Annotated in this window: 18 protein-coding genes and 1 pseudogene; 11 read left to right on the forward strand and 8 right to left on the reverse strand. The window is 34.9% G+C overall.

Annotation, left to right across the window (positions count from 1 at the left end; genetic code table 11):
- Positions 1-10: 10 nt before the first annotated feature.
- A complete protein-coding gene (pdxH, locus tag QWZ06_RS04555) occupies positions 11-652 on the forward strand; it encodes a pyridoxamine 5'-phosphate oxidase (RefSeq protein WP_290295994.1) in 642 nt (213 codons plus the stop codon).
- 325 nt (positions 653-977) lie between these two features.
- Here pdxH and QWZ06_RS04560 read toward each other — a convergent pair whose 3' ends face one another.
- Positions 978-1,268, reverse strand: coding sequence for an HU family DNA-binding protein (locus QWZ06_RS04560; RefSeq protein ID WP_027379880.1), 291 nt, complete (start codon positions 1,266-1,268; stop codon positions 978-980).
- Positions 1,269-1,667: 399 nt separating this feature from the next.
- Between QWZ06_RS04560 and panD the strand changes: the two are divergent.
- From panD to QWZ06_RS04600, 8 genes and pseudogenes are all read left to right on the forward strand, one after another.
- Positions 1,668-2,017 (forward strand): annotated as a pseudogene (gene panD, locus QWZ06_RS04565) (aspartate 1-decarboxylase).
- Positions 2,018-2,020: 3 nt separating this feature from the next.
- Positions 2,021-3,097, forward strand: coding sequence for a lysylphosphatidylglycerol synthase transmembrane domain-containing protein (locus QWZ06_RS04570; protein WP_290295998.1), 1,077 nt, complete (start codon positions 2,021-2,023; stop codon positions 3,095-3,097).
- A gap of 185 nt (positions 3,098-3,282) precedes the next feature.
- Positions 3,283-3,858, forward strand: coding sequence for a TerD family protein (locus tag QWZ06_RS04575; protein ID WP_290295999.1), 576 nt, complete (start codon positions 3,283-3,285; stop codon positions 3,856-3,858).
- A 23-nt stretch (positions 3,859-3,881) separates the two neighbouring features.
- A complete protein-coding gene (locus QWZ06_RS04580) occupies positions 3,882-4,556 on the forward strand; it encodes a TerD family protein (RefSeq protein WP_290296001.1) in 675 nt (224 codons plus the stop codon).
- Positions 4,557-4,684: 128 nt separating this feature from the next.
- Complete coding sequence (locus QWZ06_RS04585; RefSeq protein WP_435384112.1) at positions 4,685-5,275, forward strand: vWA domain-containing protein; 591 nt, start codon at positions 4,685-4,687, stop codon at positions 5,273-5,275.
- A gap of 19 nt (positions 5,276-5,294) precedes the next feature.
- Positions 5,295-6,338 (forward strand): TerY-C metal binding domain-containing protein, encoded by a 1,044-nt coding sequence (locus QWZ06_RS04590; RefSeq protein WP_290296003.1) that lies wholly within the window; start codon positions 5,295-5,297, stop codon positions 6,336-6,338.
- A gap of 52 nt (positions 6,339-6,390) precedes the next feature.
- A complete protein-coding gene (locus QWZ06_RS04595) occupies positions 6,391-7,617 on the forward strand; it encodes a PP2C family serine/threonine-protein phosphatase (RefSeq protein WP_290296005.1) in 1,227 nt (408 codons plus the stop codon).
- 7 nt (positions 7,618-7,624) lie between these two features.
- Entirely contained in the window at positions 7,625-9,136 is a 1,512-nt protein-coding gene (locus QWZ06_RS04600) for a helix-hairpin-helix domain-containing protein (RefSeq protein ID WP_290296007.1), read from the forward strand.
- A gap of 204 nt (positions 9,137-9,340) precedes the next feature.
- Here QWZ06_RS04600 and QWZ06_RS04605 read toward each other — a convergent pair whose 3' ends face one another.
- The 7 genes from QWZ06_RS04605 to QWZ06_RS04635 all read right to left on the reverse strand — a co-directional run bounded on the left by QWZ06_RS04605 (position 9,341) and on the right by QWZ06_RS04635 (position 14,860).
- Positions 9,341-9,814, reverse strand: coding sequence for a GNAT family N-acetyltransferase (locus QWZ06_RS04605; RefSeq protein ID WP_290296008.1), 474 nt, complete (start codon positions 9,812-9,814; stop codon positions 9,341-9,343).
- 51 nt (positions 9,815-9,865) lie between these two features.
- Entirely contained in the window at positions 9,866-10,570 is a 705-nt protein-coding gene (locus QWZ06_RS04610) for a hypothetical protein (protein WP_290296011.1), read from the reverse strand.
- Positions 10,571-10,786: 216 nt separating this feature from the next.
- Positions 10,787-11,470 carry a hypothetical protein gene (locus QWZ06_RS04615; protein WP_290296013.1) on the reverse strand — a complete coding sequence of 228 codons (684 nt, stop codon included), beginning with the start codon at positions 11,468-11,470 and terminating at the stop codon, positions 10,787-10,789.
- A gap of 49 nt (positions 11,471-11,519) precedes the next feature.
- On the reverse strand, positions 11,520-12,068 hold the full coding sequence (locus QWZ06_RS04620; RefSeq protein ID WP_290296015.1) for a hypothetical protein: 549 nt from the start codon (positions 12,066-12,068) through the stop codon (positions 11,520-11,522).
- Positions 12,069-12,185: 117 nt separating this feature from the next.
- A complete protein-coding gene (tyrS, locus tag QWZ06_RS04625) occupies positions 12,186-13,385 on the reverse strand; it encodes a tyrosine--tRNA ligase (RefSeq protein WP_290296017.1) in 1,200 nt (399 codons plus the stop codon).
- Positions 13,386-13,776: 391 nt separating this feature from the next.
- Positions 13,777-14,262 carry a GNAT family N-acetyltransferase gene (locus QWZ06_RS04630; RefSeq protein ID WP_290296018.1) on the reverse strand — a complete coding sequence of 162 codons (486 nt, stop codon included), beginning with the start codon at positions 14,260-14,262 and terminating at the stop codon, positions 13,777-13,779.
- Positions 14,240-14,860 carry a TetR/AcrR family transcriptional regulator gene (locus QWZ06_RS04635; protein ID WP_290296020.1) on the reverse strand — a complete coding sequence of 207 codons (621 nt, stop codon included), beginning with the start codon at positions 14,858-14,860 and terminating at the stop codon, positions 14,240-14,242. Before QWZ06_RS04635 ends, QWZ06_RS04630 begins: the two co-directional genes overlap by 23 nt.
- A 101-nt stretch (positions 14,861-14,961) precedes the next feature.
- Here QWZ06_RS04635 and QWZ06_RS04640 point away from each other — a divergent pair, with 101 nt between their 5' ends.
- Both QWZ06_RS04640 and QWZ06_RS04645 read left to right on the forward strand, forming a co-directional pair.
- A complete protein-coding gene (locus tag QWZ06_RS04640; protein WP_290296022.1) occupies positions 14,962-15,096 on the forward strand; it encodes a hypothetical protein in 135 nt (44 codons plus the stop codon).
- The gene (locus tag QWZ06_RS04645) at positions 15,096-15,482 is read left to right on the forward strand and encodes a hypothetical protein (protein ID WP_290296024.1); all 387 of its coding nucleotides are present in this window, start codon (positions 15,096-15,098) and stop codon (positions 15,480-15,482) included. Before QWZ06_RS04640 ends, QWZ06_RS04645 begins: the two co-directional genes overlap by 1 nt.
- Positions 15,483-15,497: the final 15 nt, after the last annotated feature.

The raw sequence follows: 15,497 nt of genomic DNA on the forward strand, positions 1-15,497 counted from the left end.
AAAAATATTTATGGAAAACCTGCACGATAAAAGAAAAGTGTATGATAAATCCCAACTTATTGAAAGTGAGATAAAACAAAATCCAATTGAGCAATTTAGGGATTGGTTTTTGGAGGCCAGTGAGAGTGATATGATCTCAGAAGCTAATGCTATGGCGGTTTCTACAGTAGAAGAAGATGGTTGTCCCAGGACAAGAATGGTACTACTGAAGGCATATACTCATGAAGGATTTATTTTCTATACCAATTACAATAGCAAAAAAGGAAAAGCAATAGAACATAACCATAAGGCTTGTTTGCACTTCTTCTGGCCTAATCTGGAACGGCAGATCATTATTAAAGCTAACCTTGAAAAAGTAGCTGAGAATCTAAGTGATGGCTATTTTCATTCAAGACCGAAGGGAAGCCAATTGGGGGCAGCAGTTTCTCCACAGAGTCAGGAAATTCCTAACCGTGAATTTTTAGAAGAAAAATTAAAGAATCTGGAGAAAGAATACGAAAATGCAGAAGTTCCAAGACCTGATCATTGGGGAGGGTATCTTGCAAAACCTTATGAAATTGAATTCTGGCAGGGAAGACCTAATCGCCTCCATGACAGGATTGTATATACATTGGAAGATCTGGACTGGAAGATTTCACGACTGGCTCCATAAGATAGAAGATCATGAGGTCTCTATGAAATAATAACATTGAAATTCTATAGAAGCGGGCTTTAGCTCGCTTATTTTTTATAGTTATTCTAAAGGTAAATACTTGCCGAAATTTAATGATCCTAATCCGCTTTTTATAGGCGTTTTATGTTGATTCTAATCACGCCGTTTATCCTTCTAGAAAGGTCTAGGAAGTAAAAGGATATTGAGGTTTTAGGAAATTAAGGATCTGGAGTCTATAATTCAATATATATCCAATATCCGTAATGATAAGGCATAAAAAAGACCGTTTCTAAGAAACGGTCTTGAATTTTTGTAATCTGAATGATTATTTTTTCTTAGCACCAGAAACTGCATTTGATAAATCAGCTCCAGCCTTGAATTTAGCAACTTTTTTAGCAGCAATTTTAATTGGTTTTTTAGTTGCAGGGTTGATCCCTTGTCTAGCTGCTCTCTCAGCTACTGAGAAAGTACCGAAACCTACTAAAGAAACTTTTCCGTCTTTTTTCTTTAAAGTAGAAGTTACGTTACCAATGAAAGATTCTAAAGCTGCTTTTGCAGCCACTTTAGTGATACCTGCATCTTTTGCGATTGCGTCGATTAATTCAGACTTGTTCATAATTTTTAATATTAAAGTTAGTTCGTAATTATAGCAAATATAATACTATTTTCTAATTGTGCAATTTTTTTATAAAAACTTATGCAAATTTTTTACTTTTCAGTGAAAATAGTTAAAATATGATAATTCGTGTTTTTACGAAAAATCTACGTTACGGGTTACTAAAATCATGCCAAATGCTTATGTTTATTGACTTTAGCAAAAACTTAATATTATTTCCTGTATTTATTAAATCCTAAATTGTGTATAAAGTATTGATATTTTTAAGAATATAATTGTTAATAATATAAGTAATGGTCTATTTCTTTGTGTTTTATAAAATTAAACCCCGTTGTTTATGGGAGTTTTTTAATGGTAGTGAAGGTCTGTTTTATTAATTTTTATTAATAAATTTGCAGCATGTTAATAGAAGTTTTTAAGTCAAAGATTCATAGGGTTAGAGTTACAGCCTCAGACCTTAATTATATAGGAAGTATAACGATAGATGAAGATCTTATAGAAGCTGCAGGTCTAGTAGTGGGAGAGAGGGTCTATATCGTGAATGTAAACAACGGAGAACGTTTGATACGTATGTGATCAAAGGGAAAAGAAAATCTGGAGAAGTTTGTCTTAATGGGCCTGCTGCAAGAAAAGTACAGAAGGATGATATCATCATCATTATTGCTTATGCACAAATGACCCCTGAAGAAGCTAAAGACTTCCAGCCAAAGATCGTTTTCCCGGATGAAAAAACAAACCTTCTTACGTAATTCATGGAGAAAACATCAAAAAGTCCTTTAAAATCAATACTTACAATAGTAATATCGCTTGCTTTTGCAGGCTTTTTTTTATGGCTTGCCTTACGCGGGCTTGATTTTAAAGTGATTCAACAGTCATTGGCTAAGGCCAACTATCTTTGGGTATTGTTTGCGTCTGTATTTGGCCTTTTAGCGTATTGGTTCAGAGCAATTCGTTGGAATCTGATGCTGGAGCCGATGGGGCATAGTATTTCCAATTCCAATTCGCTTTGGTCTATTTCCTTTGGATATCTTATGAACCTTACTATTCCGCGAAGTGGAGAACTGGCAAGAGCTACTGCTTTATATGGAGTGGAAAAAGTACCTGTAGATAAATCTTTCGGAACAATTATCCTGGAAAGAGTCGTGGATCTGATGTGTATGCTTATCTTTTTACTTCTAACAGTAATATTTAAGTTTAATGCAATTCGTTCGTTCTTTGATTTTGTCATGAATAAAAAAGGGGAAAAGGAAAAATTTGTTCCTAACTTTTTTGAGAGACAAATGATGAAGCTGGGAGTAAGTGATTTTGAAGCATTTTATTTTTATATTAAAATTGCCATAGGAGTATTGATTCTAGTAGGTATAGGGCTTCTTTATAAATATAAAAAGGAGAAACTGATTAATTTTGGAAAAGGTATTCTTCAAGGGCTAACTTCTATTTTCAAATTAAAAGAAAAAGGAAAGTTCATTCTTTATACATTAGGAATCTGGATTTCTTATTATTTTGCAGCATATCTGGTATGTTTTGCCCTTCCTGAAACTTCAGCGTTTACTTTTGCAGATGGTTTCTTTATTATTGTTGTAGGAACAATGGGGATGATTATTCCGGCGAGTGGTGGAATTGGAGCCTATAATCTGGCGATGAAGTATGGTTTTATGGCGCTTTTTATCTCAGTGGGGAAAAGTGCCGATCTTGGTGGGGAAATGGGGCTTACCTATTCTTTTATTTCTTTACCGCTTCAAATTGTGATTATGCTGGTTATGGGACTTATTTCTATTCCAATGCTGGCAAAAGCAAGAAATGAAGCTGCTTCAAAGAAGGATTTTTAAAAAATAATTCAATCATGATATGATATAAAGGTTCAATTTTTTAATTGAGCCTTTTTTGTTGTCGTTAATTTAACCGGTAAAATTAGACTTAATTGCTTTGTATCCATTATTTTTAGCAAATAAATTTGGTTAATTCGTAAATCACATCTATCTTAATGCAAAAATAATTCATAAGATAAAATACTATGGCAATTAATCTACAGAAAGGACAAAAGATCGAGATCGGATTGACTAAAATGACGATAGGACTTGGTTGGGATCCTAATGAAGGGACAGGCTACGACTTTGATCTTGATGCATCCGCAATCATGATCGATTCTGACAGAAAATTAGTAAGCGAAGAATATTTTGTTTTTTATAATAATCTTACTTCACCGGATGGTGCTCTTACCCATACCGGAGATGATCCGAGTGGAAAGAACAGTGACGGAGATGATGATGAGGCTATTATTATCGACCTTGATAAAGTAGATTCAAGGGTAGAGGAAATTCTTTTTGTGGTGACTATTGAGGATTTTGAAAGAAGAAAACAAAACTTTGGACAGGTAAGAAATTCTTATATCAGAGTGGTGGATAATAGCACCAACCAGGAGATTGCAAAATACGAGTTGGATGAAGATTTCTCTATTGAAACGGGTGTTGAATTCGGAAGACTGTATAAAAGAAATGGAAGCTGGAAATTTGAAGCATCAGGAATAGGCTACAGAGCAGATCTTGGATTCTTCCTTGAAAAATATTATAAAGGACAAATCATCAAATAAAAAATTAAATACACAAAATAGCTATGGCAATTAATTTACAGAAAGGTCAAACGATTGATTTAAGGAAAAATGACCGTGGAGAAAATGTTTATGATCTTTCAAAAGTAACGATAGGCTTAGGATGGGATGTAAGAAAGCAAGGCGGTTTCTTCGGAAAATTGTTTAATAAGGATGCAGAATATGATCTTGATGCAGTAGCATTTCTTTTAGATGGAAACGGAAAAGTTGCCAATCTTGGAAGAACGGTTCAGACCAATGATGGAAGACAGGTTGGTCTTTATCAGGGGGATGTGGTTTTCTTTAATTCTATGCAGCACCCAAGTGGAAATGTATGGTTGACGGGAGATAACAGAACCGGTGCCGGAGATGGTGATGATGAGCAGATCATTGTAAAATTGGATCAGTTAGATCAAAGCTATCAGAAAATTGTATTTCTTGTTACTATTTATCAGGGAAGAAGCAATAATCAACACTTCGGAATGATTGAAAACGCATTTATCCGCGCAGTAGATGCTACAGGGAAAGAGATTACGAAATACAGCCTTTCCGGAGATTCGAGTATGAACGGCATGTGTGCGATGGTTTTTGCTGAAGCATACCGTCATAATGGTGACTGGAAGTTCCGTGCCGTCGGAGAACCTCACAATACAGATAACTTTATTGATATCCTGAGACAGCAGTATTCGTATTCAAACTAGACTTTAGATTTCTATTCAACATACAAGCCGGCTGGGAAGTCTTCGACTTCCTCCGCCGACTTCAGAATTAATAACCACTTTATGACCAGAAGATTATTAGCCTATTTTTACTGGATACTTCAGGCTCCATGAATGGAGAACCTATCCAGGCACTGAATAATGGATTCAGTGGGCTCATCAGTATGCTTCGTGCAGATCCGCAAGCGATGGACAGCCTTCATTTAAGTGTCATTACCTTTGATAGAGAGGTCAAAAATATCATTCCGTTAACAGCTCTTGCCAATTTTTATCCCATGGAAATTACCTGTCCGGATAGTGGCCCTACCCATACGGGAGCAGCCCTGGAAATGGTAGCTGAGCTTGTTCAGAAAGATCTTGTAAAAGGTTCTGAAGGTGAAAAAGGAGACTGGCAGCCTTTACTTTTTATATTTACGGATGGAAAGCCATCGGATATTCAAAAATACAGACAAATGATACCTGTACTTAGGAGCCTTGAATTTGGAGCCATTGTAGGCTGTGCAGCAGGCCCTAAAGCGGATGAACAGTTTCTTAAGGAACTGACAGATCATGTCGTAAAGCTGGATACTACAGATGCTATCACACTCTCCTCTTTTTTCAAATGGGTGAGTACTTCTATTACGCAAGGAGGACATTCTCAGAATACAACAGATCACGTAACATTGCCTCCGCCACCATCGGAGCTTACTATTATTATTTAAAAAAATTGTCTTTACAGTTATGAGAAGACTGCCTATTTATTTTTTGATTGATGTCTCTGAGTCAATGGTAGGAGATCCGATCGAGCAGGTACAGGAAGGTATTTCCAATATCATCAGGGATCTGAAAAAAGACCCCTATTCATTGGAAACGGTTTACATTTCAGTGGTAGGTTTTGCTGGGGAAGCTGAAGTAATCACACCACTTCAGGATATCATTAGTTTTTATCCCCCAAAAATTCCAATTGGAAGCGGAACTTCATTGTCTCAAGGTTTGATTAAAATCATGGACTGCATTGATCAGGACATTGTAAAAACAACATACGATAGAAAAGGAGACTGGAAACCTATCGTTTTTCTGTTTACAGATGGTGTTCCTACAGACGATGCTACTAAAGCAATCGAAAGATGGAACAGTAAATATAATGGAAAGGCCAATACGATTGCAGTTTCTATAGGTGAAAATACCAATTATAGACTTTTGGGTTCATTGGCAGATACCGTTTTGCTGTTCAATAATACAGACGAAAACTCTTATAAAGAATTTTTCAAATGGGTAACAGATTCTATTAAAACAACGAGCCAGAGCGTTACTGAAGCAAAAAAAGAAGGAATTAATTTATCTAAAATTGATTCCGTTATCCTTGAAAAGGTAGATCCACAAATGGAACAGCGCTTCCCGGATAATAATTTTGTGGTTTTGAACGGTAAATGTTCAGAAACGGATAAGCTCTATCTCATGAAGTTTAAAAAAACATTCGGAGAATCAAGTATTCCCGGAATGTCAACTAGATATTACAAATTAGAGGGAGCTTATAAAATTGATGAAAAATCCTATTATAGACTGTCTTCTGCCCAAAGAAGTCACTTGAAAATTTCAATTGAAGAACTTCAGGGAGGAACTTCTTGCCCGCAGTGTGCCAATCCTATTGCGTTGGCAACCTGCTCATGTGGAGGAATTCATTGCCTGCAAGGAGAAGGATATAATAAGTGTCCTTGGTGTGGAACTTCAGATTATTACGGATATTCAGGAGGCGGATTTGATATCAACAGAACATTAGGTTAATCATATTATCTATGAAATACCTTCATTTTATTTGGGAATCGGAAAAAAGCCTATGGAAAAAGGGGTTATTTATAAAGAAAAAGAAGAATTTAAAGAAGCTCACTGGGTATTAAAACCTGCCCATTCAGGGAAGTTCTATGAATTCAATTTTGAAATGGCCGATTTTCCGAATATCAGGGTTAAAAATATTGGAAATCTGGAAGAAACCGGACTTATATTTGAAAATAACAGTATTTCGGGAGTTCCTGCGACTCATAATATGTATCATCTGGATATAGAGTTTTTTCATACGGCGGATAAAGACAATACTGAAATTAAAAGAGTTCAGTTATTGGTTAATAGTGATCCCAAATATTTATGGAAGAATATACCAAGTGACAGTAATTCTGAATGTTATAAAGAAGATGAGGTTTCATTTCAAGGAGGTTTTTCAGACAGAAGAATTGTTGTGGTCTCTAAAAGAGGTCGCTCTCATGCGCATGAAGGGAAATTCAGAGAAGATGATTTTGCAGTGAATGAACTTTCTTCAAATTGGAATATTGTTTCTGTTTCTGATGGAGCAGGCTCTGCTGTCATGGCAAGAGAAGGTTCAAGATTAGCGACAATCTCTGTAAATCACTTTTTCAGTTCTTCGGAAGTTTTAAATGAAATTGAAAATAATATCAATATCATTTATACCTCAGAGGCTGCAAAGAAAGATCAGGATGAAGCCAAAGAAAATGTGATAAGACGGCTTTATGAAGGTGTTTTATATGTTCATCATACATTGGAGAAGACAGCTTCAGAACATGATTTTTCTATCAATGATCTGCATGCTACTCTTATTTTTACCTTAGTTAAAAAGTTTAGTTTTGGATATGTAGTTCTAAGTTTTGGAGTAGGAGACTGCCCCATCAATCTTATCAATACTGATTTTTCCCAAGTCAGGCTTTTAAATACTATGGATGTGGGCGAGTTCAGTGGAGGAACTCGTTTTGTAACCATGAAGGAAATTTTCAACGATCAAATTGTTGCTCGTTTTGGGATAACCTGTGTTGAGGATTTTTCATATCTGGTGCTTATGACGGACGGCATTTATGATCCTAAATTTCTTACTGAAAATAAACTTGAAGATACAGAAAACTGGAGGACATTTTTTAACGACCTTAACGGTGATAATGAAGATCGTTTGAAAATAGACTTTATCCATGATACAGAAATTGCTCAACAACTTCTCCACTGGACTGACTTCTGGAGCCGTGGAAACCATGACGATCGTACGCTGGCCATAATCTATTAATTAAAATATGAAAAATACCATAAAGGTTGTTTCTGTTCTGGATGCAGCCAAAACCTATGAATATGTAGATGAAAAACCAATTCAGGGCGGAGTAAAAGATGTTTACTTTTCGCCGGATAGGGAGTATGTAGTTGCCTTTTATAGAAATCCGCTGGATGAAGGACAGAAAGAGAGGATTAGAAGAATCGTTTCTACTTATCTGCAAAATATCCAGAATGGTAATTCTTCTGAATACTTCTTGAATGAAATATTCAGATGGCCTTATGATATTGTAGAAAAAGAAAGGTTGACAGGGATTATAGTTCCTGTATACCATCAGAAATTCTCTTTTGCCAAAGGGTATATAGGTTCAGATAATATCCGGGGTGAAGATAAAGTAGGGAAGTGGTTCACTGCTCCTATGTTCAGAAATCCACAATATCCGCTAAGGCTTGATCCCTCTGAATTGGGAGATTGGTTAAGTTATTTTCAGATTGCCATTAATATCAGTCGAGGGGTAAAGAAGCTTCATCAGATGGGTTTAGCACATTCAGATTTATCCTATAATAATATTCTGGTAGATCCTGTTACCAAATCTGCCTGTATTATTGATATTGATGGGCTTGTTGTTCCAAAATTATTCCCCCCGGAAGTAATAGGAACTGCAGACTTTATCGCTCCCGAAGTTTTAAAAACCCAACATTTGGGACTTCAGAATCCCGACAGACATTTGCCTAACCAAAAAACCGATTTGCACGCTCTTGCTGTCCTGATCTATATGTATCTGTTGAGAAGGCATCCTCTTCGTGGTGGAAAAATTTGGGATCTGGATTCTGAAAAGGATGAACTCATTTCTATGGGTGAAAAAGCTCTGTTTATAGAACATCCTAATGACCCTTCCAATAATGTAAAAGCCGACCATCTTAGAAAATGGGATGCTTTCTGGGGAGATCCCCAAAAAATACCTTACACAGTAACAGGTCCCTATATTGCAGATTTGTTCAGAAAGACATTTATAGACGGATTACACGATCCAATCCGACGTCCCACTGCCAATGAATGGGAAACTGCTTTATTGAAAACAGTAGATCTGATACAGCCTTGTAAGAATTCTGATTGTACTGAAAAATGGTACGTCTTTGATAATACCAGCAATCCGAAATGCCCTTTCTGCGGAACTCCACATCAGGGAACACTTCCGGTTTTGGACTTATACTTTAGGGTTGATGATGACGTCTGGAAACCTGAAAATCATAGGTTGATGGTGTATCACAATCAGTATTTATTCAAATGGCATGTGTCCAGAAAGGTGATTAGAAATGAAAATCTAACAATGCAGGATAAAATGCCTGTAGGGTATTTTACATTTCATCAAGGAAAATGGGTGCTGGTGAATCAAAGTTTATCAGGAATGAAAGATATTACGGAACAGAAAGAAATTCCACCAGGATCGATGGTAGAACTTACTGACGGAAAGAAAATATTGTTATCTGCAGAGGATGGAGGAAGACTGATCTATGTGACAATGGCGAATCAATAGTTCAATTTAGAAAGAAAGAGAGAAGTATAATTTCAACAATAAAATGGATATATTTAAATTCAATAGAAGCGGGCTTTAGCCCGCTTTTTATATTTTATCCTAGTCCTAATGGCTTTAGCCAAAACTTATGTTCTTAATAGGCTTGCATGTTTTTACTCAATTATCTGCTCAATCTGCTTCATCCGCGAGAGATTTTATTTGTGATTAGTCGTGTGGAGTTTTTGTCCTATTAGAGTTTTCAAAAGGTGAGAATTCCATGAAATAGGAGTGCTCATCCTCGCTTACCGTTTTGAACCCTAGACTTAGGTAAAGATTTTGTGCCTTATTGGTTTTCAATACACTTAAAGAAGCCGTTTTTCCTGTTGCAGAGGCTTCTTCCAGAATATCGGACAGGATCATTCTCCCTAATCCTTTCCCTTGTTGGCTGGGATCAATCTGAAGCTGGAGGATATCGATATTTGTATCGGCTTTGTCTATTTTTAAAAGCCCAATGGGCTGATGATCCAGGGAAATAATATAAGCCTTGTCAAATTGATAAAGAATCCGTTGAAGAGTTGTTTCCCGATCTGTAGGAAGATTAGATTCTGCATAATGTGGAACCATAGTCTTTGTCCTAAGATCAAGAAGGTAGTCAAGATCGTTTTCTGTAGCTTGTTGGTAGATAAGTGGAGTTTTCATAAGTTTTTGAATTCGAATTTCAGGCCATACTTTTCCTGTTGAAGAAAAGAATTAATCAATATCTATAATGCTAATCCTAGGATTTTTTTGTACATCAATCATTGATTTTATTTTAATAGCTTGTTTTAAAAAAGTAGAAGCATGATACACAGCCTGAATAAAATCTTGTCTGTCATCAGGAAAAAATACATTGACAAGAAATTTTATTTCATCTTCAATAGCTTCAGATAAAAGAAGATTGTGCTGGTTTTCTAATCGAACTGTTTCTATAATGACCTCTTCTTCTCTGGTTAATTCATCGTCACCATCATAATCATACAATTTGCTTGCAACAATTCTTTGGGTTACCAGAATTAGAAAATCATTGAAATGTAAAAAGTCTTCTGACTGGATATTGACACTGAAATATTTTCCTCTTATTCCAGCAATAGGAAAGTAATCAATATAATTTCCATAAAGATAGGTATAGGCCTTTCCAGCTTTTGTTGTATTAATTTCGTAAACTAAGGTAATGCCTAAATAATCATATAAGGTTTTAAGATATTCTTTTCTTGCTTCTAAAGTATCATGAGCGAATAAAGGATGTATTTGACTTCTAAAAAAATGAGTGATTTCGTACAGATCATTAGGATGCATCATGTTAATGTCATTCTTGATACATTCCAGAATCCTGTTGAAAGTTATGTTGCCATTTTCTTTATTCTCAATCTGGGTTTTTAAATGTTTGGGTATTGTAAATTCTGTACTGAAGATCATTATAAAGATTCTCGGCTGCTTTTTACACGGTTAAACATATAGATCGAAATATTTCTTTTTCATACATCAGTTTACTATAGGGTTAATTTCTGATTTTTTTATAATAATTTCGATTTGAGAATATTAATAAGCATCTACAATAATAATTCTTGGATTTTTTTCAATATCAATCCTGTTTTTTTCATTTCTATAGATGTGCTTAGAAAATCATAAGCATTATAAATAGTTTTGGGAATAAGGTCCATTATGATCATCTGCGGACATTTCTATAAGGAATTTTAGCTCATCCGCAATGATTTCAGACAGATGAGAATTGCCTTGATTTTCAATGGTAATAACATCAACAATTTTTTCCTCTTCTTCAGTCAGTTGATAATCATAATCATCATTAAGTTTACTTTCCAGAATTCTTTTCATAACGAGAATTACATAATCATTAAAGTGCAGAAAATTTTCAGAAGTTATATTAGCACCACCATCATCCCCTTTTATTTCATCAAGAGGGTAATACTCTGTATAATTTCCATATTGAAATATATAAGCCGCACAGACTGTTTTGCTGGGAAGCTTAAAAAGTTCAACAATTCCGTAATAATTATATAAGTTTTCAATCTGCTCCATTAATATGTTCCAGCTTTGCTGTTTAGGAAGCGCATAGATCTGACTACTCAAAAACAGAGTGATCTCAAATAAATCATCAGGCGTAAGAAAATTTGCGTCGTTTCTGACAGTTTCCAGAATATTGTCGAAATTCATATTATCGTCATTGAATTCCTTTTTCCTGTCTTCAAAGAATTTTTTAAATGTTCCGGTATGATATACTTTGTTTTGTAAATCTTTATAGAGATTGGCAGAGGCTATTGTCTTATCAATCATATAAACTGAAGTATGTCTTGCCATGGATTAGTTTTAGATATATTGGAAATTTCTTTGCGGTCTGCTGCTTTATTTAATCAAATGTAATACTTCTTTGCTGAAGATAGGTATCATCAATACTTTCTTTTTCAAGGAGATCCGGATACATAGTAATTTTTATACACTCTTCATCAGGATAAAGACCACCTAAAAATAATTCATTTCCTACTATTTTTACCTGGATGGTAAGAGCATTGATAAGAATCTCTTCACCCTTTAAAGTTTTAATATTAAAAATAAACAACCTCTGATAGTGGGTGTCTTTATATTTAATGATTAAATAATTTTCATAGAAATACAAAAGGCCATCACGAAATATTGGTTGTTCCAATGTAGTAATGGGTGGTCTCCAAGTAATGATCTTCTTTTCCTTCAATCTGATGTGAACCTCTTCTTTTCCCGCTTGGTTCCATTGCCACCATGCAATAATTCCATCACTGTTGATAGTCGTCTGATGCGGTGATACCGAATTTTCCGTACCTGAATGATCTGTCCAGACAATTCTGTGCTCACTGAGCTCCGTTTTAATATTGTCAGTGAACAATTCTTCATCAATCAGGGTAAGGATTTCGGCCTGCGTCATTGCTTTTTGTTTCTGGAGACGAAGATATTGATTTAATTGGATTTGGAAACAAAAATTGACCATAGGTAGGAAAGGAATGCCGGAAATTGTATATTATTCCAGCACTCAATCCTTATTTTAGACCAGTTCAAAAAAGTTTCTTCTGCCGATCTTTATTTTAGTTTCTTTTATAAGTTTAAATTCTTCATCAGGGTTCATCATTTTTATCGTATTGATTTGAACTCCGCCACTTTCGATCAATCTTCGGACTGCCGATTTGCTGAGGTCATTCTTTAACTGGTGACAAAGTTCAAGGATCGTTGTTTTCATCTGCTGGTGATTTAGCGTATTGATAGAAATAGGTTCAAAGCTTTTTTCTTCAAAGTTTTTATTCTGAAACTGATTATTGAAGAACTGTTCTGCATTTTCAGCAGCTTCACTATCATGGTATTGATTGATAATATTTTTGGCCACGATTTTTTTGATGTTCATCGGATTTTCACCATTTTCCATTTTTGATTTTAAACTGTTTTTTTCGTTCATTGAAAAATCAGTGGTAAGATCAATGAATTCTTCAATTAATGTATCCGGAATAGACATGGTTTTTCCAAACATTTCATTCGGTTCATCAGTCAGTCCGATGATATTGTTTAAAGATTTGCTCATTTTTTCCTTTCCATCAAGACCTTTCAGCAAAGGCATGCACATGACGATTTGAGCAGGCATCTGATGAACTTCCTGTAGCTGTCTTCCCATAGTACAGTTGAAAAGCTGATCAGTTCCTCCCATTTCAATATCACATTCAATTTTCACGGAGTCAAAACCCTGAAGAATAGGATATACCAGTTCATGCATAGCGATAGGGATATTTTCTGTAAACCTTTTATTAAAATCATTTCTATGCATCAGTTGAGCTACAGTAACATTGGATAAAAGCTGAATAATTTCAGAAAAATGTAAGGCATCCAACCAATCTGAATTGAAAACAATTTTTGTTTTTTCAACATCGATGATTTTGGATAACTGATTGATATAAGTCTGTGCATTATGTTGAACATCCTCAGCACTTAATGGTTTCCTAGCTTTGTTTTTTCCTGTGGGATCGCCAATTCTTGCGGTAAAGCTCCCCACTACAATAATGATCTGGTGTCCAAGATCCTGAAACTGTTTTAACTTTTTAAGAACCACTGCATGTCCCAAATGTAAATCAGGAGCAGTAGGATCAAAGCCCAGTTTAATAGAAAGTTTCCTGTTTTCTTCTTTAGCTTGTTTTAATTTCTCTTCCAGTCCGTTTTCCGGCAGGATAATAGAGACATTTTCTTGTAATGTACGAATCATGTTGTAAAGTTTTTGAATGAAAAAAGCCCGGACAATGCTGTCCGGGCTCTATATGTTAATTGAGATTATTTAATTAGAATACAGATATAGAAAGTCTTCCCGAACGATAATTCGGAGCGTAATATTCACTGAAGAATGGAAGACGCAATATGCTGTTTAAATGTTTCATTGATATTGTAAATATAACAGGATTTTTCCTGAAGTTCCAATATTTAAACCATTAAGATGTAGTGTAGTGGTTATAACAAGATTTGTTTTTTAAAGAAAAAACTTAACCATTTACGTATCTTAATGGTCTAAAATAATGGTTCAAAACAATTTTACTTGTCATTTCTTAAGCTAATTCTGTGCCACAAATCTTTTAAAAGACGCTTATATGTTTTTTATCATGTTATAAACTTTTTTCCATTTTATAATTGGTAAGATCAACCCCTTTTACATTCACAATTTGTTTCTGAATGACCTTAAAATTCAGCCTTTCAAAAAAATATTTTGCTGTTTTGCTGACATCTGCGGTCAGGAATTTTTGCTGTTGTTGTAAAGCTTTTTTTTCGATCAGTTGATAAAGTTGTGAAGCAATTCCTTGGTGTTGATAATCTTTGTGAACAAATAATAGATCAATATAATTTCCCTGATCAAGAGTGCAGAAACCGACCATTTTATTTTCAATTTCAGCGATCAGAATATACTGTTCCTTCATCACATTCAGCCATCTTTCTCTATTCTCGGCACCGGATTTCCAGGCTTCAAGCTGATAGGGAGTGTAATCGTCCTTACAAACCGTTGTAATCGTATCCTGAAAAAGAAGAAGCATTTCCGGAAGGTCTTGTTTCCTTCCTTCTCGTATGGTTAGGCTATTGGATATATCGTTGTTCATAAAGTTTTTGTTGTTCTTTATTGAGCAAAGGGTAGAAAATATTCATCAGCAAGAGAGTGTAAGACTGAATAGCTGCCTTTTTATTAAGTTTTGAAATCAGTCTGTTGTGGGTAAGCCAGTTATCTGCAATGATGAAAATCTGTTCAGTAAGGCTGTTGATAATAAAATGAGGAATATCTTTTTTTAAAATATTATTCTTTTGAAGATCAAGAAAGATCAGTTGAAATTCTTCTCTTCTGCTGAAGTTGATGCCTTCATATTGTGTTTCAACCTCCGGAATTTTTTTTAAAACATCTACAAGGTTGATGAAAATGAATCGATAATGATAAAAGATCTCACAGGTAGAAAATGTTAAGATATAAAGATCTTCCAGCGTTTTGTTTTCTTTAGCCTTCGTTTTGTTCAGCAGTTCATCCATTTTCAAGGTAAGGTCTGTAAACAGTATTTTGATAATATCTTCAGAATGTTTGAAATGGTAATGAAGATTTCCAGGACTGATGGAAAGTTCAGCTGCAATATGCCTGGTGGTAATATTGTTGTAACCCTTTTCATTAAAGAGTTCCAATGCCTTGGCCAAAATTTTTTCCTTCGTGCTCATCTTTCAAAGATAGGAATAATCATGTTGGGTATAAATCATATTTTTCAAATTAGAACATTTGTTCTAATTTGAGTATATTTGTTCTATCAAATCTTATCACAATGGAAGGAAAACAAAAGTTTGATTATGAGGCTGCTGGAAACGGTGGAAAGAAAAATGAAACCGATATCCAGGATATAATGGCAAAAGTGCTGCAGGTCATTATCGGATGTATTATGGCAGTGCTGCACATGTAATGAAAAAAAGGATTTCATATTGGTTTTTGCTGGGACTAGCTGCCTGGATACTTATTATTCAGCTCAGAAAGAATGGTATATTTATTCCTTTTATCAATAATCATTTTACTGATTTTATTACCGTTCCGATGTACTGTTACTTGATAGAATATATCATGAATTCTCTATTGGGGTTTCGTTGGAAACCGGATTTTAAATTTGTAATGACTTCAATTTTATATCTGTCTTTTTTGTTTGAAATGCTTTGTCCGAAACTGTCTCCTTTATTTACCGGAGATATTTTTGACGTACTGGCTTATTTTCTTGGCGGAATGTTGTATTACTTTTTCAAGATCAAATCATTTTCTGTTTTTAAAAAAGAATGGAGTAAACTTGATCAATATTAAAAGTTACGGAGAAGG

The sequence above is a fragment of the Chryseobacterium tructae genome (assembly GCF_030409875.1).
In the GTDB taxonomy this organism is placed as follows: Bacteria; Bacteroidota; Bacteroidia; order Flavobacteriales; family Weeksellaceae; genus Chryseobacterium; species Chryseobacterium tructae.

What these genes read in the sequence shown, in the direction of transcription:
- QWZ06_RS04620 (WP_290296015.1), bottom strand. Translation starts at nt 12,068, where the DNA reads ATGACGCAGGCCGAAATCCTTACCCTGATTGATGAAGAATTGTTCACT.
- QWZ06_RS04600 (WP_290296007.1), top strand. Translation starts at nt 7,625, where the DNA reads ATGAAAAATACCATAAAGGTTGTTTCTGTTCTGGATGCAGCCAAAACC.
- QWZ06_RS04630 (WP_290296018.1), bottom strand. Translation starts at nt 14,262, where the DNA reads ATGAACAACGATATATCCAATAGCCTAACCATACGAGAAGGAAGGAAA.
- QWZ06_RS04635 (WP_290296020.1), bottom strand. Translation starts at nt 14,860, where the DNA reads ATGAGCACGAAGGAAAAAATTTTGGCCAAGGCATTGGAACTCTTTAAT.
- QWZ06_RS04640 (WP_290296022.1), top strand. Translation starts at nt 14,962, where the DNA reads ATGGAAGGAAAACAAAAGTTTGATTATGAGGCTGCTGGAAACGGTGGA.
- QWZ06_RS04585 (WP_435384112.1), top strand. Translation starts at nt 4,685, where the DNA reads ATGAATGGAGAACCTATCCAGGCACTGAATAATGGATTCAGTGGGCTC.
- pdxH (WP_290295994.1), top strand. Translation starts at nt 11, where the DNA reads ATGGAAAACCTGCACGATAAAAGAAAAGTGTATGATAAATCCCAACTT.
- QWZ06_RS04570 (WP_290295998.1), top strand. Translation starts at nt 2,021, where the DNA reads ATGGAGAAAACATCAAAAAGTCCTTTAAAATCAATACTTACAATAGTA.
- QWZ06_RS04605 (WP_290296008.1), bottom strand. Translation starts at nt 9,814, where the DNA reads ATGAAAACTCCACTTATCTACCAACAAGCTACAGAAAACGATCTTGAC.
- QWZ06_RS04560 (WP_027379880.1), bottom strand. Translation starts at nt 1,268, where the DNA reads ATGAACAAGTCTGAATTAATCGACGCAATCGCAAAAGATGCAGGTATC.
- QWZ06_RS04590 (WP_290296003.1), top strand. Translation starts at nt 5,295, where the DNA reads ATGAGAAGACTGCCTATTTATTTTTTGATTGATGTCTCTGAGTCAATG.
- QWZ06_RS04610 (WP_290296011.1), bottom strand. Translation starts at nt 10,570, where the DNA reads ATGATCTTCAGTACAGAATTTACAATACCCAAACATTTAAAAACCCAG.
- QWZ06_RS04580 (WP_290296001.1), top strand. Translation starts at nt 3,882, where the DNA reads ATGGCAATTAATTTACAGAAAGGTCAAACGATTGATTTAAGGAAAAAT.
- QWZ06_RS04615 (WP_290296013.1), bottom strand. Translation starts at nt 11,470, where the DNA reads ATGGCAAGACATACTTCAGTTTATATGATTGATAAGACAATAGCCTCT.
- QWZ06_RS04595 (WP_290296005.1), top strand. Translation starts at nt 6,391, where the DNA reads ATGGAAAAAGGGGTTATTTATAAAGAAAAAGAAGAATTTAAAGAAGCT.
- tyrS (WP_290296017.1), bottom strand. Translation starts at nt 13,385, where the DNA reads ATGATTCGTACATTACAAGAAAATGTCTCTATTATCCTGCCGGAAAAC.
- QWZ06_RS04645 (WP_290296024.1), top strand. Translation starts at nt 15,096, where the DNA reads ATGAAAAAAAGGATTTCATATTGGTTTTTGCTGGGACTAGCTGCCTGG.
- QWZ06_RS04575 (WP_290295999.1), top strand. Translation starts at nt 3,283, where the DNA reads ATGGCAATTAATCTACAGAAAGGACAAAAGATCGAGATCGGATTGACT.